At 36.7% G+C, this 26,156-nt stretch carries 21 protein-coding genes and 1 pseudogene; 17 read left to right on the top strand and 5 right to left on the bottom strand.

What is annotated here, in order from left to right:
- Positions 1-25: 25 nt before the first annotated feature.
- Positions 26-1,561 (bottom strand): helix-turn-helix domain-containing protein, encoded by a 1,536-nt coding sequence (locus IGI58_RS09995; protein ID WP_429953539.1) that lies wholly within the window; start codon positions 1,559-1,561, stop codon positions 26-28.
- A 435-nt stretch (positions 1,562-1,996) separates the two neighbouring features.
- Between IGI58_RS09995 and IGI58_RS10000 the strand changes: the two genes are divergently transcribed.
- The 6 genes from IGI58_RS10000 (at position 1,997) to IGI58_RS10025 (ending at position 8,611) form a co-directional block, all read left to right on the top strand.
- Entirely contained in the window at positions 1,997-2,782 is a 786-nt protein-coding gene (locus IGI58_RS10000; protein WP_225533388.1) for a WxL domain-containing protein, read from the top strand.
- A gap of 47 nt (positions 2,783-2,829) precedes the next feature.
- Positions 2,830-3,585: a WxL domain-containing protein gene (locus IGI58_RS10005; protein WP_429955322.1), complete on the top strand. Its 756-nt coding sequence runs from the start codon at positions 2,830-2,832 to the stop codon at positions 3,583-3,585.
- A gap of 259 nt (positions 3,586-3,844) precedes the next feature.
- Positions 3,845-5,014 (top strand): DUF916 and DUF3324 domain-containing protein, encoded by a 1,170-nt coding sequence (locus IGI58_RS10010; RefSeq protein ID WP_429953538.1) that lies wholly within the window; start codon positions 3,845-3,847, stop codon positions 5,012-5,014.
- 55 nt (positions 5,015-5,069) lie between these two features.
- Positions 5,070-7,526, top strand: a complete 2,457-nt coding sequence (locus tag IGI58_RS10015) for a hypothetical protein (protein WP_429953537.1) — start codon at positions 5,070-5,072, stop codon at positions 7,524-7,526.
- A 13-nt stretch (positions 7,527-7,539) separates the two neighbouring features.
- Positions 7,540-7,911: an LPXTG cell wall anchor domain-containing protein gene (locus IGI58_RS10020; RefSeq protein ID WP_429953536.1), complete on the top strand. Its 372-nt coding sequence runs from the start codon at positions 7,540-7,542 to the stop codon at positions 7,909-7,911.
- Positions 7,901-8,611 carry a WxL domain-containing protein gene (locus IGI58_RS10025; RefSeq protein ID WP_225533396.1) on the top strand — a complete coding sequence of 237 codons (711 nt, stop codon included), beginning with the start codon at positions 7,901-7,903 and terminating at the stop codon, positions 8,609-8,611. Before IGI58_RS10020 ends, IGI58_RS10025 begins: the two co-directional genes overlap by 11 nt.
- Positions 8,612-8,956: 345 nt before the next feature.
- Here IGI58_RS10025 and IGI58_RS10030 read toward each other — a convergent pair whose 3' ends face one another.
- Complete coding sequence (locus tag IGI58_RS10030; protein ID WP_429953535.1) at positions 8,957-9,799, bottom strand: ABC transporter permease; 843 nt, start codon at positions 9,797-9,799, stop codon at positions 8,957-8,959.
- Entirely contained in the window at positions 9,780-10,535 is a 756-nt protein-coding gene (locus IGI58_RS10035; RefSeq protein WP_429953534.1) for an ABC transporter ATP-binding protein, read from the bottom strand. Before IGI58_RS10035 ends, IGI58_RS10030 begins: the two co-directional genes overlap by 20 nt.
- A gap of 98 nt (positions 10,536-10,633) precedes the next feature.
- Here IGI58_RS10035 and IGI58_RS10040 point away from each other — a divergent pair.
- Positions 10,634-10,747: pseudogene (locus IGI58_RS10040) on the top strand (DUF3788 family protein); the annotation flags it as partial.
- Between the two features lie 12 nt (positions 10,748-10,759).
- Here IGI58_RS10040 and IGI58_RS10045 read toward each other — a convergent pair.
- Both IGI58_RS10045 and IGI58_RS10050 read right to left on the bottom strand, forming a co-directional pair.
- The gene (locus IGI58_RS10045) at positions 10,760-11,170 is read right to left on the bottom strand and encodes a DUF3021 family protein (protein ID WP_429953533.1); all 411 of its coding nucleotides are present in this window, start codon (positions 11,168-11,170) and stop codon (positions 10,760-10,762) included.
- Position 11,171: 1 nt separating this feature from the next.
- Positions 11,172-11,615, bottom strand: coding sequence for a LytTR family DNA-binding domain-containing protein (locus IGI58_RS10050; protein ID WP_225533402.1), 444 nt, complete (start codon positions 11,613-11,615; stop codon positions 11,172-11,174).
- Between the two features lie 133 nt (positions 11,616-11,748).
- Here IGI58_RS10050 and IGI58_RS10055 point away from each other — a divergent pair, with 133 nt between their 5' ends.
- The 10 genes from IGI58_RS10055 (at position 11,749) to IGI58_RS10100 (ending at position 26,148) form a co-directional block, all read left to right on the top strand.
- Positions 11,749-12,258, top strand: a complete 510-nt coding sequence (locus IGI58_RS10055; RefSeq protein WP_429953532.1) for a DinB family protein — start codon at positions 11,749-11,751, stop codon at positions 12,256-12,258.
- Between the two features lie 360 nt (positions 12,259-12,618).
- Positions 12,619-13,077 carry a MarR family winged helix-turn-helix transcriptional regulator gene (locus IGI58_RS10060; RefSeq protein ID WP_429953531.1) on the top strand — a complete coding sequence of 153 codons (459 nt, stop codon included), beginning with the start codon at positions 12,619-12,621 and terminating at the stop codon, positions 13,075-13,077.
- Between the two features lie 4 nt (positions 13,078-13,081).
- On the top strand, positions 13,082-14,818 hold the full coding sequence (locus tag IGI58_RS10065; RefSeq protein WP_429953530.1) for an ABC transporter ATP-binding protein: 1,737 nt from the start codon (positions 13,082-13,084) through the stop codon (positions 14,816-14,818).
- Positions 14,811-16,700 carry an ABC transporter ATP-binding protein gene (locus IGI58_RS10070; protein WP_429953528.1) on the top strand — a complete coding sequence of 630 codons (1,890 nt, stop codon included), beginning with the start codon at positions 14,811-14,813 and terminating at the stop codon, positions 16,698-16,700. The genes IGI58_RS10065 and IGI58_RS10070 overlap by 8 nt, the downstream gene beginning before the upstream one ends.
- 263 nt (positions 16,701-16,963) lie before the next feature.
- Entirely contained in the window at positions 16,964-18,901 is a 1,938-nt protein-coding gene (locus tag IGI58_RS10075) for a bifunctional metallophosphatase/5'-nucleotidase (RefSeq protein WP_429953527.1), read from the top strand.
- 232 nt (positions 18,902-19,133) lie between these two features.
- Entirely contained in the window at positions 19,134-19,871 is a 738-nt protein-coding gene (gene truA, locus IGI58_RS10080; RefSeq protein ID WP_429953526.1) for a tRNA pseudouridine(38-40) synthase TruA, read from the top strand.
- A gap of 718 nt (positions 19,872-20,589) precedes the next feature.
- Positions 20,590-21,105 (top strand): RNA polymerase sigma factor, encoded by a 516-nt coding sequence (locus tag IGI58_RS10085; protein ID WP_429953525.1) that lies wholly within the window; start codon positions 20,590-20,592, stop codon positions 21,103-21,105.
- Positions 21,098-22,189: a hypothetical protein gene (locus tag IGI58_RS10090; protein ID WP_429953524.1), complete on the top strand. Its 1,092-nt coding sequence runs from the start codon at positions 21,098-21,100 to the stop codon at positions 22,187-22,189. Before IGI58_RS10085 ends, IGI58_RS10090 begins: the two co-directional genes overlap by 8 nt.
- A 111-nt stretch (positions 22,190-22,300) precedes the next feature.
- Positions 22,301-22,936, top strand: coding sequence for a hypothetical protein (locus IGI58_RS10095; protein WP_429953523.1), 636 nt, complete (start codon positions 22,301-22,303; stop codon positions 22,934-22,936).
- Between the two features lie 659 nt (positions 22,937-23,595).
- Entirely contained in the window at positions 23,596-26,148 is a 2,553-nt protein-coding gene (locus IGI58_RS10100) for an HAD-IC family P-type ATPase (protein WP_429953522.1), read from the top strand.
- Positions 26,149-26,156 lie beyond the last annotated feature (8 nt).

The raw sequence follows: 26,156 nt of genomic DNA on the forward strand, positions 1-26,156 counted from the left end.
TCTATTTTCTTGTATCGTCAGCGATTTAAAGCTGCTCTGTTTGTTGCATTTTTTTCCACGTCAATTCAGATAATCTTTTTGCAATCACTCTATAATCGGAGACGGAAACAGTCGGTTGAACGTAAATGGTCGGTTGTGTAGCTCCAATAGTAGAAAGCGTTTGGGCCGACAATATCATATCACTTATGATCAAGTCGACTTGCGAAGTCAATTCATAAGTGGAGTCGAAATTGTATAAAGCTTTAAAGCTGCTGGTGACCATATTTTCTAATTTATTGCTGCTGTATTTTGAAAGAAATAGCACGCGAATGTTTGGCTTATGTTTATCCCAATCTAATGTGTGCAATAAAATGTTGTGATATTCAAAAAGTAAATAGCTTTTATAATCTGCGAATCTGGACATGATCGGACGTGTAAGCTCTTGCCCTAGGGCTTGAGTAAACAAAGCTGTACGTTGTCTATTGTATGTTAAGAGATCGTCGTTAGGATCTACCCAAACAGGTAAATTCACAAAAGATTTATTGCCAAACAATAAAACACGATAATGTGTCAAACAAAGTTTATTGAAGATGTTATTGTATTCGTCATTTGTAATGGGAGAAATCGCATAACTTTCCAGCTGATTCATCAAATAAATCACGCTATTTAAAAAGTTTTGCTCCTGCAGTTCTTTATTTAGATAAAAGAAATTGGACGCTCTAGATATGCCAGGATAACTGCCAAAGGCTAAGACACAACTCAACAATGTCCGAATTTCAATCAATCGCTGATCTTCATTTACTAGAGGAAGCATTTTCTTGAAAATCAAACTTAATTCATCAACTGACTGCTGATAAGACTCATGCTGAGAATCAAATAAGGGAACATCGATCGTTGTTGGATCGATTACATGCCCATTTTTGGCCCTAACAAGTGAATTAGCTGTAAAAATACTAAGTAAGATTTTTTTTGAGGCAACCGCAGGATTATAAATTTCTGATGGAAACAGAGTGCAGATGTGATTGATCTCATGCTGATGAATATAAGGGAAAGGCCAAGATTGCCCTCCGTAAGAATCTAAGTGCAGCACGGTATAAAACAAACGAATATGCAGTTCATTCCCTTGAATTTTAATTCTTTTTTTCGTATCGATCGTTAATCCATACTTTGTAAGTTCCTTTTTTAAGTATAAAAGTTCTCTCCTCAATGAAGAATATGTCAAATAGAACTGGTCTGCAACTTCAGACATGTCCCCTAAAGTATCCGAGAACATCCCTTCAATCAATTTAAAGCGAATAGACTCCTTCAAATAAAATAGAAGAACAAACTGCAATGAAAAATCTTCAACGATGTTTAAATAATAGGTTTTATTATTCTCATTGTAGGTCAACTGAATTTTATCCTCACATTCAAACGCTCTGAAATCCTCTTCGATCAATTTTATAGAGCGTTTCAGAGTTCCTAGTGAGATATCCAATTCTTCCAAAATTTTGTCTTGTGCAGCGCAATAATCCGCGGAGCTGTTGAGTAACTCAAGAATACGATATTTTTTTTGTAATGCATTATCGAGAAATTGATTCATAAATACACACGTAAATCCTTTCTTTATTAGTATATTAGTTATAACTGATAAAAGTATAGATTTTTTCTAAAAAATAACTCAAGCAACGCAAAAAACGAAAAAAAGTGATTGTGTAAGTGATAATATTTAATTTTAAAAAAATAATAAACTGTTTTTTTAAGGTGAAATTATTAAAAATAATATTTATTTATAGAAAATGGTACTGTTTTAAATACTATATTACCGCTGTTTTTCCAAAAAAACAAATGTTGTTTATATAAAAATGAAAAAATATACCCTTGAAAGTCGCTATACTAGTTTTTGTAGCAAGTTGGAAGTTCTTGCTGCAGATACTTTTCTAAAGTTTAAAGAGAACAGCATCTGACATGTTGTTCTCTGCTTTTCAAAAGTAATTGATAAAACTTTCAAATAAAATCTCAAAGGAGCAACAAAGAAATGAAATTAAACAAACTACACCTAGTTAGCGGTGTCGCTTTAGCTGCGATCGCAGTATCAGCCGTAACACCAGCATTTGCAGCAGAAGAAGTAGGCGGACAAACAAATTCTCAAGGAACGATCACTTTCAGCGAAGATGGCGATGGTGGAGAAGAAGGCGGCGGCGGTGGAATCATTGACCCGGTTGATCCAGAAAATCCAGACATTGAAGAGCCAGGCGGCGGCGGAAATGGTGGAGGAGACATGGAAGGCCCTCTAACGATCGATTTTGTATCAGGTATTGATTTTGGTAACCGTAAAATCTCAGGTAGTACTCAAAAGTACTATGCAAAATACAATGGATCAGTAAACTCTGATGGAGACACTGTCTACCTACCAACATTTGTTCAAGTAACAGATAACCGTGGTAAAAATGACGGATGGAAATTAGAAGTTTCAAATACACAATTTGTAGATGCTGACACAAACGAAGAATTAGCAGGAGCTGTTTTGACTCTTGGATCAGATAACCAAGTATTTACACAAAACGACAATGGCGCTTCTTCAAAAGTAGCTGCAAAAGGGAACATCAAATTAGATGGTCAAGGACAAGATCAAACGATCGTAACACCAGCAACAGATAAAGGTATGGGTGTGAACAGTATTGCATTCGGTACTGAAGAATATGGTACAGCTACTGACACAAACAGCGCTGTAACATTAGAAGTTCCTGGTAAAGCTAAGAAAAATGAAGATGCAACATATGTATCAGAATTAACTTGGACATTATCTCAAACAGAAGTATAAAAATAAAAAACATAATTTAATAGTAGAAAGAGGCAATCAAATTGAAAATGACTAAACAAAAATTAATCAGCAGCCTAGCACTAAGTGCATTAGTATTAGGTATTGCAACTCCTGCATTAGCAGATGAAGCTACATCAAACGCAACTGTAACATTCGTTGAAGATGAAGGTCCAACAGATCCAGGTAATCCAGGTGAACCAGATCCGGATCCAGATCCAGGTGAACCAGATCCAGAACCAGGTGGAGGTGGCGGTGAAAACGGCCCGTTGAGAATCGACTATGTTTCTCACATGCAATTCGGAGAACAAAAAATTTCAGGTAGCACAAAAGCTTACCACCCACTATTAGCAAAATGGAACTACGAAGAAGGATCTGTATACATCCCTCAATTTATCCAAATCACTGATAACCGTGGAACAAATGACGGTTGGGATCTACAAGTAGAACGTACTGAATTCCATACAGCTGATGACGATATCCTAGCAGGAGCAGAACTTAAAATCACAAATGGTGAAGTCGTAAATATGGGCGATGCGCCATCATCTGCAACACCAGCAACAGTGAATAAAACAGTAACAATTCCAGTAGGTAGTGCAGCGAAAGTAATGGCTGCAAAAGAAGATCAAGGGATGGCTACATGGTCATATTCTTTTGGTGAACCTAAAGATAGAAACGAAGCTTCAACAAATCCAAAAGACGAAAACCAAGATGTTACTTTATCAGTACCAGGAACATCTAAGAAAATTGCAAATGCAGAGTACTCTTCTGAGTTAACGTGGACTTTAGTAGCCAGCGAAGCTTAATTGTCATATTTGCGAAGATATGGCAGAGTGGGAAACTTTGAACGGTATTTACTTGAAGGTCTCATATTGAAGAAAACGTTAAGTAATCTGATATAACCAAGTAAGCACTTGATACTGTGACAGCTCTTTCAGTGGTAGACAGAATGAATGCTATATTCATAGTATTCATTCTGTGTTTATCACGTATTCAAAATTTTAGAAAAAAGAGACACGACTGTCATAACCTTATGCAAATACAAGAAAAGAGGAAAGAAACAAAATGAAAAGTATCATGATCAAACAAAAACTGCTTAAATTAATAACAGTAACTTCCATTATAATTGTAGTCAGCTGCCAATTTTTATTTGGCGCAACTAGTGCTTTAGCAGAAAATATGAGTTTTGCTGTCACACCTGAAATTCCCCAAAATCAGAAAGATAGAAGTAAAACATATTTCGACTTAGAGATGAAACCAGATCAAAAACAAACGCTCGATGTCACCTTAAAAAACAATACAGATAAAGAACTGACCGTTGAAGTCAATGCAAATACAGCTTTTACAAACGACAACGGTGTAGCAGACTATAGTCAGTCTGATCGGACAGATTATGATAGTACATTGAAAACACCATTTTCTACTATTGTAAAACCGCAGCAAAAAGAGATCAAATTGCCTGCGAATGGACAAGCGGTTTCTAAAATCGATATCACTATGCCTAAAGAAGAATATGATGGATTGATCTTAGGTGGATTACATTTTAGCGAAAAACAAGAAGAAACAGAAGACACCAGCGAAGGCGGTGTCCAAATTAAAAATAAATTTGCGTATGTCGTCGGTGTATCTTTACGAGAAACAAGTAATGAAGTAAAGACACATTTAGAATTGAATGACATTGAACCAACTCAAGTAAACTATCGTAATTTTGTACAGGCTAATTTGCAAAATACAGAAGCAGAAATCGTAAAAGATTTAAACGTGGATGCTCGTGTATATACTGAAAAAGGCAAAGAAGTACTGCATGAAACGAAAAAAGAAGATATGAGAATGGTCCCTAACTCTAATTTTAATTTTCCTATTTCATGGGACAATAAAGAATTCAAAGCAGGAACCTATCGACTTGAAATGGATGCAACAGGTGATGGAGAAGACTATCACTGGGTGAAATATTTTACTATTGATAATAAAGAAGCGAAAAAACTAAACGAAGCTGCAGTTGAATTGGATAAAGAGTCTAAACTTTGGTTGTACATTCTTATAGCTGCGATCGTTATTATTCTTCTTTTGATACTTTTGATTATATTTGTTTTACATAAAAAGAAAAAAGAAGAAAAAGAGCCAAGCAAAAAGGGAAATGGAACAAAAAACAAAAGCAAGAAAACCAATAAAAAAAGCGCAACACCTAACAAGAAAAAAAGCAAATCCCAAAAAGGATCTAACGATACTAAATAATGAGGAAATAAGTAAATAGTCTGATGGACTATTGGAAAAGCGAGGCGGCGGATAAATGAAGAAAAGACTTTTAGTAAAAGTTAGCTGTGCAGTATTAGTTTCAGCGGCTTTAATGCCAATGTCACAGGTGTTAGCAAAAACTGACACGTTCACATCCGATGAAATAACTGAACACTATAAAAGTAAAAATCTTACAACCTCCGAAGAACAAGAAGATGATGTACTTGAATCCTCAGAAACAGAAAATGAAGAAACACAAGCAACGACAGATGCTGAATTAGATGAGGAAACAAATTTAGATGATAATTCTACACGACTGTTAACAGATTTTGGTGAAGAATATACACGAGATAAATTTAATATAGATAGTTCATTTGAAACATTGACACCAGGAACAACCAAAGATGGGTTTATTACAGCAGAAAGCGGTGTTATGTTTGGATTCCGTGGGATGATGGACCGTGCAAGAGCTGGGGTAAATACTTCAGGTACCTATTCACATGGTTATTTAGAGCCGATCATCTTAAAAAAAGGCTCTTCAGCAACTGCTGATAGATCTTATGTATATAATAATAGCTATTACTTTACTGCTCAGAGTATCAACCCCTATGTGAATGGTACGCGGATCAATAAAGGCTCAAATAATTCGATCATTGGTTTAGGAAATAGTGGGATCACTCGTTATTCTTATCAAAAAGATAAAGAAATCCACTTTTTCAAAAAAGATAGCGAAGACAGTAATGTCGGTGAGCTGAGAGCTGTTATGTATACGGAAGATGGTTTTGATATCGAGTTTTCTTTGGTATTGGATAAAGCAAAAGGTGTATCTAGTCAAAGATGGAATTTCATCAACAATCGTGATGAAGATATCGATTTTGCTGTAATGGAGTATGTGGATACCTTTGTAGATAGTGACTCTGTACCAATCTATTCATTAGGTGGGGACAAAGGGTTCTATATGCAGGTTAAAGGGAAAGAACAATTCAATGTTATCCTGCAAGATAAAAACAAGCAATGGATCAGTGACTACACGCACTACATTCCAGGGATGATCACGGGGTCTACTTCTGGTGGTTACACAAGTGTTCGTCACAATAACGCATTTGGAGATGATTTTTCAATACCTGGATATGAAGGTAGAGATTGGACCAGAAATCAACAAATGATTCCTGGTCGAGATTCAGGGTATCAGTTAGGAACAGATGTTAAGACCTTAAAACCTGGGGAGTCTATGACAACAGGTGCTGACTATTATTATGGTGATGCGAAAACTGAACCAGAGCTTGATGCAGATACGGATGAGCATATCTTCTATGATACAGCTAGTACTGTGGCTGATATCCACTATGAATTAGACGATATTGAAGGCGATCATGACAAGCTTTATATCAAATACAATGATGAGGAAGCTGAATTGGTTGAAGAAGTCGATTTAGATGAGACGCATCATACCTCAGGCAATATTAAATTAGATCAGTCTCGTCTACATTTGGGAGACAATACTGTAGAGTTATATTCTGAAAATAACCTAGAAGTTAAGTCAAATGTAGTCTCCTTAGATGAAGAGATTCGTCACTTAGAAGCAACACCGGAAATTACGAAAGTAAAACAGAATGAAGCACTTGATTTGACGTCGTTTGGTGAAATCATCAAAGAGCATAATACGATCCATGATCCTGTATTAAGTCATGGTGCTGATGGTCCTGCAGATACATCAAACATTGGCTTTAAATGGTCGGATGTCATTCTAGCAGATTCTAAAACCCCAGATATCGACAAGATCGATTTAAAAGTTCCAACGAATATCTATAACAAGAATACAGAGTTTTTCGATCTTGAACTGGTTGCGATCGATGCAATCGATGTAGAATTGACTGCAACAGAAGTAAGAGCTTGTGAAAACGAAGCAGCGTTATTGAAGCTGATCCAAGAAAAAGCAGAATTAAAAGCTTGGAATATGGATGATGGAACAGATCCTTCAGCTGCTGTAACGAGTACAACAACAAAAGCAGAAGAAGGCACTTATAAAGCTGTCATTACAGCAAAAAGTAAAGAAAATAAAGAAGTGAAACGTGAAATAAATGTTCATGTGACTGAGGATGTAGTACAGGAACTTGCTATCGTAGATGTACCTGAAAACATCGTATTTGAAAAGAGTGCGATCAATTCTTCTACTATGTATGTAAATAAAGAAGATAATGTAGACATTTTACTGAATACTTCTTTAGAAGTTGACTGGCTATTGACTGTAAATGCAGAGAATTTCAAAAATTCTGATGGTGAAGAAGTAAAAGATATCTTGATCAATAAACGAAACGGATTAGAAGAAATTGTTTCTCCAACAAACAGCTCGATCGTTATGGAGGGCTCAGCGGCAGATGCATCCTCAAACTATGAAATAATGATGTCTAAAGATGACGGGTTATTATTAAAAGTCAGACCTGGGCAAGTAAAATCAAAAAATTATACATCTGTTGTAACGTGGACATTGACAAGTGATCCTACAAGATAAGGAGGAAGTTTAAATGTATAAGTACAAAAAAAGAGTTATTTCGTTTTTGTTGTGTTTAGGCATGATTGCTTGTTTCAACAACTTTAATCAGCCCGTTTATGCTTCCAACTATACAACGAACGGTGTGGTAGAATTCACGAAGACAACGGAAACGACAGATACAACAGACACAACAGATATAAGTGAAAATGAAAATGGCCAAAAGCCTTCTGAAAGCAAAGAATCAGAAGCTGACGGAACTTCTTCCAGTAAAAAGCCAGTAGGTAAACTACCTTCAACAGGTGAAATCATTTCTAAGCTGTCTACCGTAGGAATCGGTCTGCTTATCGTTCTATTTTGTTTATTCCTTCTAGGACAAACAAGGAGGAAAAAGCATGAAAAATAAACAACGAATTATTTTAGGAGCAGCATTGATTGCTGTCGCTACATTGATCAGTAGCAATGTTTGGGCTGAAGACGGAGGCCAAACCAATTCGGATGCATTTTTACGCTATGAAAAAAATCTTTCTGTCGTTGAACCAGTAGATCCTATTGATCCCCCCAATGTCATAGATCCAGGTGAAGAAAAACCAGGGACAGAAGGACCTCTAAGCATCGATTATGCATCTGATTGGAATTTTTCTAGTCATGAGTCAAGCGATAAAAGTGAACATTATTACGCAATGAAAGATAACGTCCGTCTGGTTGATGGAGAAGAAAAAGAAGTACCGAACTTTTTCCAAGTAACTGATAACAGCGGTAAAAATGCGGGCTGGACATTATACATTCAGCAAAACGGTCAATTTAAAACAGAAAATAGCTCTTTAAAAGGTGCTCAAATCGTTTTACAAACGCCGGAAATTTTTACGATCGGTGATGGAGAAGAGCCTGCAACAAAAGGAACGATTCAATTGGATCCTAGCGGTCAGTTAAGTCCATTACTTGTGGCATCGGAAAATGAGGGGACCGGCACGTGGATCGGCATGTTTGGCAATGAAGAAACTGCTGATACTGCGATCCAACTAAAAGTTCCTGGAAAAGCAGCCAAAGAAGAAGGAAAATATACGACCTCTTTTACATGGACACTAGCAACTGGTGAAATATAAAAAATATTAAATTTTATAAAATAGTAATAACAACAGGTTAGCAAAGTCAAAGAAAAATATTGTTCATTCTTTTAGAAAAAGACTCGTTTCAAGCATCCTATTCGTCGTATGAAGTGTTAAGATAGCAAGTATTTTCTTTGATCATAAGCTTCAACCAGAAGGATTACTATTTGTACTGAAATTGCAGAGGTCAACTTTTGATCTGATCAAGTATCTTGATAAAAAAGGAGATAGTTACCTCTGCCTTTACCACTGATTCGTTTTTAAAGGGACCTGCACCTAACAACGTATATGTTAGGTGCAGGTCCCTTTAAAAATTACTGAAATGGCTTATTTTTTCCCAAGCTAACGCTTCATTTCAATTCTTTTGACATTCCAAAGCGCTATACTCAAGAAAAAAATACTTGATAGAAGTAAAATACTGATCGGAACCAACACCTCGTGAGAATAGTTCATGATGATTCCTAACTCCTCTTTAACAGCTTGTGTGACTTCAGAAGAATCAGCTGCAAAGGCATTTTCAGTCAAAATACGTCGAATCAAAACGATTCCGCTGGTCAAAGGAAAATATTGAATCACCGTTCTTGTTGCTTCCGGCAGACTTCCGATCGGGACATAACAACCCGTTAAAAAGCCGAGCAAGGGACCTATTATTGAGGTCATCGTGGAAAAGGTATCGATTCGTTTGAAAAAGCTGGCAACAAAAAACATAAATGCAGATGAACATAAAACAGTTAAAAAACCAGCTAAGATCAGCAAGATAAATTGTGGTAGAGACAACCAAGTGCCCTTTGAAACAAAAACGATATAACACTCAGCTACGATGATCACTGCCAGTGTAATGATCGTAGAGATCAAGAAGGTGCTAAGGAAATAGCCGAGCATGATTTTACTTTTAGCGATTGGCGAGATCATGAAGTCGGTATAAACATTTCGTTCTTTATCTCGAATCAGCTGACTGACAGAGCCCAATGTAGAGCTAGCAGAAGCAATTCCGATCACACCAGCTAACATCCAGGTATCGATCACTAATTGCGGGTCAGATAACATAGATAATTGTTTGACAATACTGTCACCAAGCAAAAAGACATATAAACCGATCATGATCAAGGCGCCGATAAATGATCCTACCACTGCTTGTTTATTTTTAAAAAATAAGGCTAATCCTCTATACACTAATGCGTTCATAAATCTTTCGCTCCTTTTTGATGATCGATAGAAAAACATCTTCCAATGTATTGCATCGATAGGTCATTTTCAAATTTTCTGGTGTGTCATAGGCCACGGACTGTCCTTCTGCCAGCATTAAAATCATATTTGAATCTCTGGCTTCTTCCATATAATGTGTGGTCAATACAACGGTCATTTGGTATTTTTCTTTCAACTGATGGATCAATGTCCACATATCTGCGCGTGAGATGATATCTAATCCGGTTGTCGGTTCATCTAGAAACAATAACTTCGGAGTGTTTAGCAACGCTCTGGCAATATCCACTTTCCGTCGTTCTCCTCCTGATAATACCCCGTAGCGTTTACTTAACAAGTGGGTGCCTTGGACATCCTGAAGTTTTTCTTCTGCTAATTTTTTTGCTTCCTTCCAATTTTGAGTATAAAAATAAGCTCTCATCACCAAATTTTTTTTTACAGATAATTCTGCATCTAAGATGCTATTTTGAAAAACAACAGAAATCAGCGATTTATGTTCGAGTGAGTCTGTCGTTAGCGCTTTTCCATCAAGAGTTATTTCTCCAGTATCTGCTTTTATCAGACCTAAAATCAATGAGATCAATGTTGATTTTCCAGCCCCGTTTGGTCCAAGGATTGAAAATAATTCCCCTTTTTTAATAGAAAACGAGAGAGATTTCAATACTTCATGCTGCTCATATTTTTTTCCGAGGTTTGTTACTTTAACTAAGTCATCCATTGTTTCGCTCCTTTTTACTTTTGTTGATAAATCAACTATAACGATTTATTTTTAGGAGAACAATCGTATTTGACTAAGTGGTCTGAAATCGAAACTAAGTGGTAAAAAAGAGGCTGAGACAAAAGTGTTTAGCTCCGAGAAATAAGAAGGAATTCACGAAAATTACTCTACAAATTTTTGTGAATTTCGGCTTATTTCCGAAGGGGCTACTTTTTTCTCGCCGTTTATTTCGCTCTCTTCCGTTTTTGGATAAATTGATTGATCTCATCTGCCTGTTTCCGATCATTGCTATACATAATAAAACGCATAAAGAAATAGATCAGAAAAACGATCATGAAATTCAATAACAAACCAACTGTTCCAAGTTGCCAATGTAATAGCATATTTGCGAGCGCTATTTGCAGACAGATGATCAGTAAGTATAGACTTTGATGGAAAAGAATACGACGACTGGAATATTTTTCATTATCTTCAATTAGAAAGTGTAATAAACCTGAAATTGCTGAAATCAGCAGCATATATGCAAGGGAATGAGTTAAAGCCTCTGTCTGAAGAAATAAATTGATGATCACCAAGGTCGTAAAAATCAATGAAGTCAAGCGAAAACTTTCTTTTAAATATTCTTTTATACGCATCTCAACGCTCCATTCCTAAGCCTTTTTTTAATTCGGGGACATATTTTCTTGATATAGCGACTTTTTCACCATTTACCAATAACGCTTCAAAACGTCCGCTGAGTAGTGGGGCGATCGCTTTGATCGATTCAATATTCAAAAGCATCGATTTAGAAACGCGAATAAAATCAAAGTAAGTCAGCTTCTCCTCAAGCTGATACAGCTTATCTGCGTTTTGATAGACTTGTTTTTCAGTATAAAGAAAACTTTTTTTGTCGACGACTTCAATATAAAAAATATCTGCAAAAGGAATTTTATAGATCGTATTTTCAACTTCACCGATCAAAAATTGTTCGTCTTCTTTTAATATACCAATGACTTTTTCTATAGTGGGAGATAATTGGTGTATTTTAAATGCAGCCTGTTCCTCGGTGTGTAGTTCAATGATTTCGATGGTCGTTTTCACACTAATATCCTTTCCTACATATTATTTAGGACTATTATAGCATAGGAATCAAGAGGTGCTAAAAAGAGAAAGAGATCATTTGATACAGTACAAATGCCGTAGTAAACTATAAGTAGAAAGAAGGGATCAATGTATGAAGATCACACAATTATCTATCGACACGTTAGAACGAGCGCAGGAAAGGTTTGAAGAAACCTTGGATCAAATGAATGTAAATGAAGCCAATACGATGCCTCGACCATTGATCAAATCAGTCACTTGGCTTATCTGGCATACCGCACGTGAGCTGGATTATCAGATTTCTGAGTTAAATAAAACAGACCCTTTATGGCTGAGCGCTGGCTGGAGTGAACGGTTTGCTCTAGATTTACCTGATGATACAGAAGATTGGTGCCATACCCCTGAGGAGGCAGCGAAAGTAGTCGTAAAAGATAAACAGCTGTTGATCGACTATTTGCATGCAAGTATTTCTTTGACCAATAAATATTTAGAAACGTTGGAAGAAGATAAGCTGAGTGAGATCATTGATGAAAACTGGACTCCGCCAGTAACACGTCAAGTACGAATAGTTTCTGCAATCGACGATGCGGTCATGCACTCAGGTCAAGCTGTCTACACAAGAAGATTAGTGATTGGAAAATAGAGAAAAGCGAAGCATTAAGAAATATGCTCGTTTTTGATCGATAGTCAAATTTAGAAGAGGTTGAGACAGAAGTGCTTATTTCCGACCTTCAAAGCTTAGGGCTTTAGCCCTTAGCATTTGATGAGATCGGAGTGCAACGTAGTTGGATTGCTTCTGCTCTCACCGTTTATCCGGAGTACAGGTTTCCGGGATTTGACTCGCAGAGTTTTGTCCCAGTCACCCTCTTTTTTGTGGAGAATAACATAAAGCTTTGTTAGTAGAATCAAGTTTTACATAGATTTTCAGAAAATCAGCTTGACCTTCACTAGGAGTTTATCGTAGAATAGTTAGGCAGCGAACTATTAAGGCGGTGAAGAAATCATGAGCAGGAAAACGGCGCTTAAAGTAAAAATCGTATCAAATGAGTTGAACAGAAAAGTGGCTGAAATTCTGAAAGAAGACGGTGAGCCTTCATCCGGGATCCAAATGCGGATTCTGAATTTTATTCATCGGAAAAATTGTAAATCAGCAGCAGTCTATCAAAAAGATGTTGAGCAGGAATTCGATATTCGCAGATCGACAGTGAGCGGGATCTTACAAAGATTGGAAAAACGAGGAATGATCGAACGTCAATCCTGTAAAGAAGATAATCGTTTGAAGGCGATTTTTCTGACAACGGCTGGTGAGCAGAAAGTCAGGGAGAATATTGATAAATTGGAAAATTTTGATGCTCGCTTGATCAACGATATTCCAACAGAAGAATTGGATGTATTTTTTCATGTATTGGAAAAACTGTCAGAAAACAGTAAAAATATCAAAATAGATAAGGGAGGCAATTGACTGTATGATAAAAAAATTACTTGCTAATGTTGGTGAGTACAAAAAAGAAAGTATCATCACGCCGATCTATGTGACTGGAGAAGTTGCATTAGATATTATTATTCCATTGATCATGGCAATGATGATCGATAATGGCATCGAAAAAGGCGACACAAAAGCTATTTTGATGTATGGTGGATTATTATTTATTTGTGCGATCATTGCGTTATTCTTTGGTGCAATGTCCGGTCGCTATGCGGCGGTCGCTTCTGCTGGGTTTGCAAAAAATTTGCGGGATAATTTATTCTCTAAAGTTCAGGCATTTTCATTCTCAAATATTGATCGTTTTTCAACGTCAAGTTTGATCACACGAATGACGACAGATGTGACTAATATTCAAAATGCCTATCAAATGATCATTCGTTTGCTTGTGCGCAGCCCACTGATTTTCTTTTTCTCTTTATTGATGGCATTTAAAATCAATGGTGATTTGTCAGTGATCTATTTGGCAGTCGTACCATTTTTAATGATCGGGTTAGGACTTGTGATTTATTTTGCCCATCCGATTTTTGAAAAAGTTTTTCGGATCTATGATCGGTTAAATAATGTTGTACAAGAAAATCTTCAAGGGATCAGAGTAGTCAAGTCCTATGTTAGAGAAGATTTTGAAGATGAAAAATTTAAAACAGTTTCAAAAGATATTTATAAAAATTTCTCACATGCACAAAGTATCGTGGCATTCAATAATCCGATATTGCAGTCAGCAGTCTATACGTGTATGCTGCTTATTTCTTGGCTGGGCGCAAAGTTTGTTGTTGGCGGAACATTGACGACGGGTGAATTAGTTAGTATGTTTACCTATACGATGCAGATTTTGATGAGCTTAAACATGCTTTCTATGGTTTTTGTCATGGTCATCATTGCGCGAACATCCGCAGAGCGTGTCACTGAAGTTCTATCTGAGGAAAGCGATCTGAAAAATAACGAGCATCCATTATACGACGTGCCAAACGGAAGTGTGACCTTTAAGGATGTTTGTTTTAGTTATGCCAATGATCCTGAAAAGCTTGCATTGAAGCATGCAGATATGTCGATCAAATCAGGCGAGGTGATTGGTATTGTCGGTGGAACAGGAAGCTCTAAATCAACCTTGGTCCAGCTGATCCCAAGACTTTATGATGTGACAGAAGGTCTAGTCGAAGTCGGCGGTCATGACGTTCGCGATTATGATTTGAAGACACTTCGAGATCAGGTTAGTATGGTGCTGCAAAATAATGTGTTGTTTACAGGGACTATCAAGGAAAATCTGCGTTGGGGGAATGAAGACGCAACGGATGAAGATTTGATCCGTGTGTGTAAGATTGCTCAGGCGGATAGTTTCATTCAAGAATTTCCCGATAAATACGATACGATGATTTCTCAAGGCGGAAATAACGTTTCTGGCGGTCAAAAACAACGGCTGTGTATTGCAAGAGCGCTGCTGAAGCAGCCTAAAATTTTGATCATGGACGATTCTACTAGTGCAGTCGATACCAAAACGGATCGTTTGATTCGTGAAGGGATGAGACAGGAGATTCCTGGAACAACGACCTTTATTATTGGTCAAAGAGTTTCTTCCGTTCAAGATTCAGACCGGATCATCGTGATGGATAAAGGTCTTATCGATGCAATCGGTACACATGAAGAGTTGCTAGAATCGAATCCGATCTATCAGGAAGTCTATGAATCGCAACAGAAAGGATTTGGTGAAGACGATGAGTAATGAGCCTAAAAAAGGTGCCCGCGGGCCCCAAAATCCTTTGAAAACCTTGAATCGTTTATTTTCTTATATGCTACAGAAATATAAAGGGTTATTAGTTTTAGTTATCTTCTTTATTTTGTTGAGTACGTATGCGAATGTTCGCGGCTCGCTCTTCCTTCAAGTCGTGATCGATGATCATATTACGCCGTTGTTAGGACAAAGCGATCCTAATTTTTCAGGACTATTGAAAGCAATCACAACGATGGCTTTGATTTATGGCATGGGGATTTTAAGTAATCTGTTTTACAATTTGATCATGGTGCGGATTAGCGAAGGGACACAAAAAGAAATTCGTGACCAAATGTTTACCCATATGGAAACCTTGCCGATCGGTTATTTTGATTCAAATTCTGATGGTGATATCATGAGTCATTATACAAATGATACAGATACACTGCGTCAAATGATTTCTCAAAGTATCCCTAATTTGTTAGCAGCAGCAGTCAGCTTTATCAGTGTATTTATTGCTATGTTTACGATCAGTGTGCCATTGACGTTGATCGTGATTGTTTCTGTAGGCATCATGATTTTTACGATTCGGATGATTGCAGGGAAAAGCGGGAAGTATTTTGGCAAGCAGCAAAAAGATTTAGGATCAGTCAACGGTTACATCGAAGAAATGATGCATGGACAAAAAGTGGTTAAAATTTTTAATCATGAACCAAAAGTGATCGAAGAATTTACAGCACTGAACGAATCACTTCGCCAAAGTGCAACACAAGCGAATAAATACGCCAACAGCTTGATGCCGATCATGATGAACCTGTTGAACATCCAGTATGTGTTGTTAGCGATCATCGGTGGATTATTTTCTGTTTATGGCATTTCAGGGCTAACGATCGGTATGATCGCTTCTTTCTTGCAATTGAGCCGTTCGCTAAATATGCCGATCAGTCAGGTGTCGCAGCAAATCAACTTTGTGATCATGGCATTAGCGGGTGCGGATCGGATTTTCCGATTGATCGATGAGAAACCAGAAGTAGACGAAGGGTATGTCACGTTAGTCAATGTGACGAAAGAAAATGGTCAGCTAGTAGAAAATGAGCAACGGACAGGGATCTGGGCTTGGAAACATCCGCACGAAGATGGTTCTGTGACTTATACTGAGCTAACAGGTGATGTTCGTTTTGAAGATGTTTCGTTTGGCTATACCGAAAATAAGAAGGTACTAAAAGATATCCAATTATATGCTGAACCTGGCCAAAAAGTTGCTTTTGTTGGTGCAACAGGAGCTGGTAAAACAACCATCACAAATTTGATCAATCGTTTTTATGATATTCAAGAAGGTAAGATTCGCTATGATGGTATCAATGTGAAGAAAATCAAAAAACATTCGTTAAGAAGATCATTGGGCATTGTGTTACAGGATACGCATCTATTTACAGGGACGATCATGGAAAATATTCGTTATGGTAATTTAGGTGCATCGGATGAAGAAGTCATTCAAGCAGCACAGTTAGCGAATGCAGAAGCGTTTATCAATAATTTGCCGGATAAATACAATACAGTGATCACAGGAGACGGAGAAGGGTTATCTCAAGGGCAACGACAGCTGTTAGCAATCGCCAGAGTCGCCATTGCTGATCCGCCGGTCATGATCATGGATGAAGCGACATCTAGTATCGATACGAGAACGGAAAAGCATGTTCAAGCGGGGATGGATCGATTGATGGAAGGCAGAACAGTTTTCGTCATCGCTCACAGATTATCAACGATTCAAAACTCAGATGTGATCATGGTCATGGATCATGGACGAATCATTGAAAGAGGAAATCATGAGGATCTCTTAGCTGAAAAAGGTGTTTATTATCAGTTGTATACAGGCAAAGTTGAATTAGATTAATAGTAAGAAGAGGCTGAGACAAAAGTGTTTAGCTCCGAGAAATAAGAAGGAGCTGCTTTTTTCTCGCCGTTTATTCGGGTTTAGAGAGCGAAACAAAACTACTTTTTAGTTTTGTCCCGCTCTCGTTCTTTTTTTGAAATATACGACTAGCTGTTGTTTTCCAAAATAGACTATGCTACCGTAATGAAAGGGTATTCATTACGAAATTTACTCTAATAAAGAAAAAGGGGGAGTCGTTTGGTACAGTACTGAACGCATAAAAAATGAAAAAGTATTTAAGCATGGGGATAACTATTTTACTTGGGATGGGGTTTTTAGCTGGCTGTTCTTCAGAAACTAAGGATACTGCAAGTAGTGGAGAAAAACAGGAGACCAATGAAAAAACAGTAACGATTTTAGGAACGTCTGATATCCATGGGCGCTATATGGCTTGGGATTATGCGACAGACGTTGAAAATAAAATCGGAAGTTTTGCCCAAATTGGAACGATCGTAAAGGAAATCAGAGCGAAAAACGACAATGTATTATTAGTTGATGCTGGTGACTTGATCCAGGATAATTCAGCAGAGCTATATAAAGACGATGAGCCGCATCCAGCAACAGAGGTCTTGAAGGCATTGGATTATGATGTTTGGACAATGGGCAATCATGAGTTTGACTACGGGTTTGGTGTATTGGATAAGATCACTGATCAATTCGAAGGTGGTGTCTTAGCTGGGAATGTCGCATTAGAGGATGGAACGCCGTATTATGATGCATATAAAATCGTGGAACAAGACGGTGTCAAGATCGGATTTATCGGTATGACAACTCCGATGGTCGCAGAATTTAAAAAAGATACGGATATTTTTGACGGGAAAAAATTGACAGATCCAGTAGAAGAAACGAAAAAAGCTGTAAAAGATCTGAAAAAGAAGGTCGATGTTCTTGTCGGTGTTGTTCATATGGGTATCGATAATGAAAATGATGTGCACAATACAGGAGTTGCTGATATGGCAGAAGCGGTACCAGAATTGGACGTTGTTTTTGCAGGACATATGCACACGTTAGTTGAAGAAGAGTTTATCAATGATGTTTTGATCGTTGAACCGGATAAATACGGACGCTATGTTTCTCGGGTGGATATCGACTTAGTAAAAAAAGGTGACAGCTATGAAGTGAAGAAAAAAGCTGGTTCAGCGATCGAAGTAGCCAGCTATGAAGAAGATCAGGAGATCAATGATCTTTTACAAGCTTCTCATGAAAAAGCCAGAAAAGATGCTAATACAGTGCTAGGTGAACTAACCGGAATGGATTTAGTGCCAAAAGATGAGATCAAAGGTATTTCTTCTGCACAAATTCAAGAAACGCCATTGGTCAATTTCTTTGGCGAAGTCATGCTTCATTATAGTCAAAATGCGGATGTTGTTGCATTTCAGATCGATACAGATACGCCTTCTCTAGATATGGGGGAGATCAAGAAAAAAGATATTGCCCGAAATTATCAATTTACAGATGGTGAAGTGACTGTCTACGATATTACAGGGAAAGATTTAAAGGATTATATGGAGTGGGGTGCAGATTATTACAATCAAACAAAACCAGGAGATGTAACGGTCAGCTATAATATTGAACGCCGTTCCAGCAAATATAATACAAATGATCGTTTCTACAATGTAAAATACGATATCGATCTATCCAAAAAAGCGGGCGAACGTATTACTAATTTGCGAAGACTCGATGAAACACCGATCACAGATGGAGAAAACTTAAAAATTGGCATGAATCAATACCGAATGAACTTTTTAGTGTCAGAGGATGGACCTTTGGCTGGACGTAAATTCAAAGAAGGCTACTCCACGTTTTCGCAAGAGGCATTTGGTGAAAAAGAAGGACGAATTCGTGAATTGGCTGCTCGTTACATCAAAGAAGAAAAAAATGGCGTGTATGAAGGTAAACTTTTAAATAATTGGCGCATTGTTGGTGTGGATACAGAAGCGCCTGAAAGAAAAGCAGTCGTAGAGTTGATCAATGCTGAAATAGTAGAATTGCCTAGCGAAGAGGGTGTGACGAATATTGCGTCGATCAATATATCTGAGCCGGTGACTGACGAACTGATTCAAGACTTAGCTAAAAAAGCTGATTTAAAAGCTAAAGATATTGGTAATGTGAAAACGACGGGCGAGTTATACCAAAAGATCAGTGAACAACGAAAAAAATAAATAGTACCAGAAAAAGTGTGGTTGGGGCAGAAAGGTTTATTTTCAAGGAATTGCCCCTGCTCCCGCCATTTATTTAGTTATGAAGAGCTTGGAATATAACTTGAAGAGTTATGTTTCAAGCTCGCTTTTTTTATTGAATATAACTTCAAATTGTTTTCAGTATTCGTTCTGTGATAGTATAAATTGACACTTTTAATAGAAATAAAAGGATAATGAGGAGCGAAATAAGCGAATGCGAAATATCAAATTGACGATTGAATATGATGGTGCCAGATATCTTGGTTGGCAACGACTTGGAGATTCTGATAAAACGATTCAGGGGAAAATCGAAAAAGTCTTAAAGCAAATGACAGGAAATGAGATAGAAATCATCGGTTCCGGTCGAACTGATGCTGGAACACATGCTCGTGGACAAGTAGCAAATTTTAAGACCGATACTGAGATGAAGACAAGCGAGATACTCGAGTTTTTAAATCGCTATTTACCAAGAGATATTGTAGTGAAAAAGGTAGAAGACATGCCTGAACGTTTCCACGCGCGTTATAATGCAGTTGGGAAAAAGTACAGCTACTATATCTGGAATGATTCTATTCCAACAGCGTTTGAGAGGAATTATAGCTTTCAATTTTCGCAAGAATTGAACCTTGAGTTAATGAATGAAGCCTGTCAGAAATTGATCGGAAAACATGATTTCATCGGTTTTTCTGCATTGAAAAAGACAAAAAAATCGACCGTTCGAACAATCGATGAGCTCTCGATCCATCGCGATGGAAGCTTGCTGCGGATCACCTTTGTTGGAGATGGTTTTTTATATAAAATGGTTCGGATCATCATGGGCACACTGCTAGAAATCGGCAGCGGCAAAAGAGCTATTGCAACGATCGATGACATATTTGAGCAAAAAGTCCGAAGTGAAGCGGGCGAAACGGTGCCGGCACAAGGACTTTTTCTTGATGAAGTGTATTATTAAGAGAATCATGTATTTAGTTTGAGTAGGTAGTATGGACCTAAGCTCTAAATAATACCAAAATTGAAAGTTGGACAAATATGGGTTATTTAGTCTTTTTTATACGCGGCTTTTAGAGGATATGGGATGGCTAATGATTCTATTATTAAAAACAAAGCTACAAAAGTTCAGTAGGGCTAATGTTTAGCGATATTCTGATAAAAAAAACAAAGAGGTTTACCCTTTTTAGAAAAAAATGACAATGTTTATTTAAGAATAAGGATTAATAAGAACAGAATGGAAAGGCTGAATAAAGTCGATCAATATCTCTTTGAAAGTGAAATTGAAGAGCTAGAAGAAGAGAATAAACTTTTACAATCGGAACTAGAATTTTTTTATAGTAATTTCTAAAAAGATTAATAACTGGAGAATGAAATATTACGGATAAAATTATATATATGATTATGATAATTAAGTAAAGTATATATATTAAAATGTAACTTAATTTGGAAATAGAAATATCTTTTGTTATTCAGAAGGTGTTTTTATTTCCATTTTTTATACTAAAGACGATACCTACTGATTCCGCGTTATTAACAGGCATTTGGTAAATTTAAATTATCTTAGTAAAATAAAAATCAACCATAAATTTTTTTAATGAAACTTTTACTCAAATTTTGAAGTCTAATAAGTGAAGGGCAAATATTTAGTCTATGTTTTCTTAGAAATGGAAGGTGTATAAATGAAGAATAATGATTCAAGAATTTTTTTAATTAAGCGAGCTAAAAATGGTGATGCTGAGTCATTTATCCAATTGTGTAAATTATATCAGGATGTTTTATATAATTCAGCATACAGAATACTCTTAAATAATGAAGATGTTGCTGATTGTCTGCAAGAAACAGAGATTAGAGCATGGGCAAACATTAAGAAGCTAAAAAATGAATCAGCTTTTAATACGTGGATATTTCAAATAATGATTAATGTTGCAAAAACTATGTTAAAAAAAAGAGAGGACATCGTCCCACTAGAACATGAAAATATTATAGACACAGGGAATTTACCTTTTGAACTAAGAAATGAATTGAGTACTCTACCAGAGATTTATAGAATCCCGATTGTATTATATTATTATGCAGGATTTAGCATAGAAGAAATTTCTAAAGAATTAAAAGTACCAAAAAATACTATAAAAACAAGGTTAGCACGTGGAAGAAAACAATTAAAAAAGATATTAGGAGGAAGCTTTAATGAGTAAAAAGGATATTGATTTGATAAAAAAAGAAATGAAAATTCCATCAGAAGTACTGGCGAAATTAGAAAAAAACAGACAAAATATTTTAGATGGAAAAATTCATCAAAAAAAGAATCTAACCAAAGAAATAATAATTTTTACAAGTGTCATTGCTTCAATAATAGCTATTGTATCATTTAATCCTCAAGTAAATACAGCAATAAAAAGTTTGTTAGGAATTAGTCAAGATCAAGGAATTGAAACTGTAGAAAATGAAGGGATCTCTACAAAGACACAATTATCTAGTACCAAAAATGATTTAGAAATTACACTTACTAAATTTGTTGCTACGGAAAAAAAATATGCTTTTGATTATCAATTTGAAATCAAGGATGATAAGTTAACAGAATTACTGGAGAAAGAAATTAAGAGTGGAAATAACAGACAACTTATTCGATTTCAATTGTTTGGTAATGGTAATCAAGAAGAATTAGATGGTGATCAAGGAGGTATATCCACTTTTCGTAAAGAAGGAAATATGTTTTATGGGTCTGTAATTTCTACTAATAAGATACCCAAAGATGCTAAATTAACTTTAGTTATTAATAGTTTAGAATGGCAAGATCGAGATGTTTTGGAGGCAGCCAAAAAAGAAGCGCAAGCGGATCCAGAACGTAAATCCTTTACTGTAGATACAGCTTTAAAGTATTTGGGAGATTGGCGTTTTGAAGTTAATACAAAACCTTTAACTCAAACTGCTATCCCTAAAATAAGCAATAGCAATAACATTACTAATATCATTGCTTCTAGTGATGCCTTACAAACAACGGTTACTTTTGTCGCTAAAGAAGCTCAATTTGAAGACTATTATTCAGAAATTGAAAGATTCTATGATGAGAGGTATGCTACTACTATTTATAAAAATGGTATCGAAAGGAATGATCAAGTTTTAATGGAAGTTTGGGACCCTACTACTGGTGAGTTTGAGATAGTGTTTAATTTTAGTGCGTTAGATAAACAATCTAGCTATAAAATCGAAGTGAATCAAATCGACGATACAGGAAAGGCTATTAGGACAGTTGGATCATTTGAAATAGATAATAAATGAATTTAAGTTTTTTTGAGTGTCTAAAAGTGAATTATAAATATCTTTAAGGTTGTTGACAATGATAATTATTTTGTTATTCTTACTTTAAGATATGTATAAAGGGGTGTTTGTGTGAAAAAAATATTTTTAGGAATCGGAGTATGTTTGTTTTGCAGTATTATTTTAAGTGAAAATGCATCAGCTGCTTCATTTGAATCAATGAAAGAGAACGTAAACAACGGAGAAGGGCTAGTATATAATCCGATTTCAGAAGGCTTTATGACTGAAGAAAGCTCTAAGGAGTATGTAGAGATTATTGAAAGAAAATTGCTTGAAAACCAGGAAGAAGCAAAAGAAGATATCCTGCCAGAGGTAATGGAAGAGACTTATGTAGAGACTCAAGATTTAGAAGTAATAGATTCAGAAACGTTACCTGAACCACCTGCTATTACGAGTAGAGGAGCTAACATACCAACGGCTACAAGATATTTAGACGAAAAACCTATGAATACAGGCTCAAATATTTTTTCAGGAAGCGGATGGAGATATAGTGGGTATCGTTTCACATTTAAGAATATAAGGGCAAATCCTTATTTTGCAGTTGCTGTTTCTGGAGATTCATTCTACTTTCATAACATTTATGGAGGAAAAGAGCCAGTTTATCCTGGACACACTTATTATTTTGATTCGGTAAAACCTGGAGCAGCTTTCCTTACTTATTTTTCAACATACAATCCTGTATATGGTAGTAAATACTACATATGGTAATATTCATTAAACCATATTTAGATTATTATTTTGTGGATTTGTAAATATTTTTTTAAATCGTTTTTTGTATCAAATTGATCTTTTTTAATAGTTATATTGAATTATTTCAAAATAAATAATTGATTAAATAGATTAGAAAAGAACAAATCAAGAAATTGATTTGTTCTTTTTACGTTTAACTGTTCTATGCTTTGATGACGAATGGGGTCTTACCTTCAACGACAGATCCGCATGCGAGCATATCAAATAACTACAAAGGACAAAATTTTTTTCTGTCACAAAAAAATGCTGCCATAAGAGAGTATTTCAAGTAAACATAAAGAACTGTTGAATGAATATTGTTTGATTCAATATGATTTAACAGTGGGGAAGAGTACGTCTATGAAAGGGCGATTCAATCTATTGTAAAATAAAAGTAGTATCCGAGTGTTGCAATCTATATAAATAATACTATTGTACAGAGTTATACTAGAGATAAAAGTAGAGCCGAGATTCTTTTGAATGTTGGTTCTATTTTTGTTATAGATATTCGTAGTTGATTTTTTATTTTACCGACAATCAAAGACTCATTTTTTTCAGCCAGCCCTGAAATTATCGACCGTTATAGGTCTCTCCGCTACGTATAATAAAGGTATCAAGAATAACAGGAGGATCAATTTATGAGCTGGTATAAACAAACAACAGAGCAAATCATGACGCAAACAAAAACGAACCCTAGCGGACTTTCACAAGCAGAACGGAAAAATCGTCTTGAAGCCGATGGCTATAATAAAATAGAAGAAACACAAAAAGTAAAACCGTGGCAAAAATTTTTAAAGCACTATACGGATCTATTGATGCTCGTGTTAACGGCAGCGGCAATCTTAAAATTTGTTACTGGGGATTTCGTTGAAGGAGCAATTATTTTCTTAGTCGTTGTGATCAATGGCTTCGTTAGCTATTGGCAAGAGCGCAAGGCAGAAGAGTCGCTGGATGGGCTTAAGCAAATGATGGGACAAGAGGCGATCATTCTTTCAGAAGGCACGAAAACACTCGTATCTGCAGAAGAACTGGTGCAAGGAGATATCGTCGCATTAAAGGCTGGTGATGTGGTACCGGCAGATATAAGACTATTTGAAGTGCATGATTTTTTGATCGAAGAATCGATTTTGACAGGTGAATCAGAAGCAGCAGAGAAGAACACAGAAGTTTTAGCAAAAGAAGCACCAGCAGGAGATCAAAAAAATATGGCTTTTTCCGGAACGTTGGTTCAATCCGGTTCAGCCTTAGGAAGCGTTGTCGCAACTGGCGATGCAACTGAAATTGGTAAAATCAACCATGCGCTGCAATCAGTCAAGCAGCAAACAACACCCTTAGTGAAAAAAATGCACCAGCTAAACAAGCAGATTTTTAAAGGAATCATGCTCCTGATCGTTTTCCTTCTATTCTTCACGACCTTCCGTCATGGAATGGAGTGGAATCTGATATTTTCAGCAATGATCGCTTTGATCGTTGCGATGATTCCAGAAGGATTGCCAGCAGTTTTGACAATGATCTTATCAATGGGCGTAAAAGAAATGGCTGATGAAAATGCTATTATCAAAAATATGCCCTCTGTTGAAACACTAGGTGCGATGACTGTCATCTGTTCTGATAAAACAGGAACGTTGACAGAAAATAAAATGACCGTTGTAGACTTAGCAACAGATGAGCCGCAAATGATCGAAGAAATCATGAACAACTGTCAGGAATTAAAATTAAAAGATCATCAGTCTGCAAGCGAGCTGCAGGGGAATCCAACTGAATTAGCGCTGCTTCATTACGTGGAAGATGCTGATTTAAAACTAAAACCAGTTATTGGGAAAATTCCATTTAGTTCCAGCTATAAATATATGGCAACTTTACATCCGGAAGCACAAGGAGCAGTTATCTTTGTAAAGGGAGCTCCGGAAGTTCTGATGGCAAAATCAAATTTATCTGAAACACAGCAAATCAGTTGGCAAAGACAAGCTTCCGCACTGGCCAAAAAAGGTCAAAGAGTGCTTGGGTTTGCTTATAAGCAAGTAGCGTCACAACAGGAACTGACACATGAGATGCTGTCAGAGTTGACGTTTGCAGGCTTAGCCGGCATCATCGATCCACCGAAAAAGAGCGCGATTCAAGCAGTCAAAGAATCACAAGAAGCAGGGATCGCGGTAAAAATGATCACAGGAGATCATAAAGAAACAGCTAAAGCGATCGGCGAGCAAATTGGCTTGAAGCACACTGCAAAGGTATTAGAAGGTGTCGATATCGACCAGTTGACAGAGGAAGAGCTAGCAGTTCAAGTACAACAAGTCGATGTCTTTGCCAGAACAACCCCAGAGCACAAATTAAGAATCGTAACAGCTTTACAAAATAATGGAGAAATTGTCGGGATGACAGGAGATGGTGTCAATGATGCTCCTGCATTGAAAAAAGCGGATATCGGTATTGCCATGGGAATCAAAGGCAGTGAAGTGAGTAAGCAAGCGGCAGATATGGTTTTAGCAGATGATAATTTCCATACGATCGCTAAGGCAGTAAAAGAAGGTAGACGGATTTTTGATAATCTAAAGAAAACGATCAATTTCTTTTTACCTACAGCGTTGGCGCAAGGCTTGATCGTTGTATGGGCACTTATGGCGAATCAGCCATTGCCATTGACTCCTGTTCAAATTTTATGGGTCAACATGGTAACGACGATCACTTTGTCTTATGCTCTAGGCTTTGAAAAGGCAAGTGCAGATACAATGAAAAGACCGCCAAGAGAGACGAATGAGGGGATTTTATCCGGCTATAGTATGTTTAGGATCGTCTATGTTTCATTGCTCATCATGATCCCTGCGTACTTGTTAGCAATGAGCTTTGATGGACAAGCGTTACAGCAAACAATGCTTTTACAAAACATTGTCTTAGCGCAAGCAGCATATATGATCAATTGTAGAGAGTTGGTAAATCCATCGTTAAACAAGGGATTACTGCAAAATAGAGCGTTATTTGTATCATTAGGGATTTTACTTTTACTACAAACAGCAGTCGTCTTTTTTCCTGTCTCACAACAATTGATCGGAACAGTTGGACTTAGTATGGCGCAACAAATCGTTATTTTAGGAAATGTGTTCTTGTTGTTCTTAGCAGTAGAGGTTGAAAAAAGAATCACTAGACATTTAAGAAGTAAAAAAGAAAAAGCAACCAGCGACATTTGCCGCTAGTCACTACT

Source organism: Enterococcus sp. AZ020 (genome assembly GCF_050499205.1).
GTDB classification, from domain to species: domain Bacteria; phylum Bacillota; class Bacilli; order Lactobacillales; family Enterococcaceae; genus Enterococcus_L; species Enterococcus_L dunnyi.

What these genes read in the sequence shown, in the direction of transcription:
- IGI58_RS09995 (WP_429953539.1), bottom strand. Translation starts at nt 1,561, where the DNA reads ATGAATCAATTTCTCGATAATGCATTACAAAAAAAATATCGTATTCTT.
- IGI58_RS10000 (WP_225533388.1), top strand. Translation starts at nt 1,997, where the DNA reads ATGAAATTAAACAAACTACACCTAGTTAGCGGTGTCGCTTTAGCTGCG.
- IGI58_RS10005 (WP_429955322.1), top strand. Translation starts at nt 2,830, where the DNA reads ATGACTAAACAAAAATTAATCAGCAGCCTAGCACTAAGTGCATTAGTA.
- IGI58_RS10010 (WP_429953538.1), top strand. Translation starts at nt 3,845, where the DNA reads ATGAAAAGTATCATGATCAAACAAAAACTGCTTAAATTAATAACAGTA.
- IGI58_RS10015 (WP_429953537.1), top strand. Translation starts at nt 5,070, where the DNA reads ATGAAGAAAAGACTTTTAGTAAAAGTTAGCTGTGCAGTATTAGTTTCA.
- IGI58_RS10020 (WP_429953536.1), top strand. Translation starts at nt 7,540, where the DNA reads ATGTATAAGTACAAAAAAAGAGTTATTTCGTTTTTGTTGTGTTTAGGC.
- IGI58_RS10025 (WP_225533396.1), top strand. Translation starts at nt 7,901, where the DNA reads ATGAAAAATAAACAACGAATTATTTTAGGAGCAGCATTGATTGCTGTC.
- IGI58_RS10030 (WP_429953535.1), bottom strand. Translation starts at nt 9,799, where the DNA reads ATGAACGCATTAGTGTATAGAGGATTAGCCTTATTTTTTAAAAATAAA.
- IGI58_RS10035 (WP_429953534.1), bottom strand. Translation starts at nt 10,535, where the DNA reads ATGGATGACTTAGTTAAAGTAACAAACCTCGGAAAAAAATATGAGCAG.
- IGI58_RS10045 (WP_429953533.1), bottom strand. Translation starts at nt 11,170, where the DNA reads ATGCGTATAAAAGAATATTTAAAAGAAAGTTTTCGCTTGACTTCATTG.
- IGI58_RS10055 (WP_429953532.1), top strand. Translation starts at nt 11,749, where the DNA reads ATGAAGATCACACAATTATCTATCGACACGTTAGAACGAGCGCAGGAA.
- IGI58_RS10060 (WP_429953531.1), top strand. Translation starts at nt 12,619, where the DNA reads ATGAGCAGGAAAACGGCGCTTAAAGTAAAAATCGTATCAAATGAGTTG.
- IGI58_RS10065 (WP_429953530.1), top strand. Translation starts at nt 13,082, where the DNA reads ATGATAAAAAAATTACTTGCTAATGTTGGTGAGTACAAAAAAGAAAGT.
- IGI58_RS10070 (WP_429953528.1), top strand. Translation starts at nt 14,811, where the DNA reads ATGAGTAATGAGCCTAAAAAAGGTGCCCGCGGGCCCCAAAATCCTTTG.
- IGI58_RS10075 (WP_429953527.1), top strand. Translation starts at nt 16,964, where the DNA reads ATGAAAAAGTATTTAAGCATGGGGATAACTATTTTACTTGGGATGGGG.
- truA (WP_429953526.1), top strand. Translation starts at nt 19,134, where the DNA reads ATGCGAAATATCAAATTGACGATTGAATATGATGGTGCCAGATATCTT.
- IGI58_RS10085 (WP_429953525.1), top strand. Translation starts at nt 20,590, where the DNA reads ATGAAGAATAATGATTCAAGAATTTTTTTAATTAAGCGAGCTAAAAAT.
- IGI58_RS10090 (WP_429953524.1), top strand. Translation starts at nt 21,098, where the DNA reads ATGAGTAAAAAGGATATTGATTTGATAAAAAAAGAAATGAAAATTCCA.
- IGI58_RS10100 (WP_429953522.1), top strand. Translation starts at nt 23,596, where the DNA reads ATGAGCTGGTATAAACAAACAACAGAGCAAATCATGACGCAAACAAAA.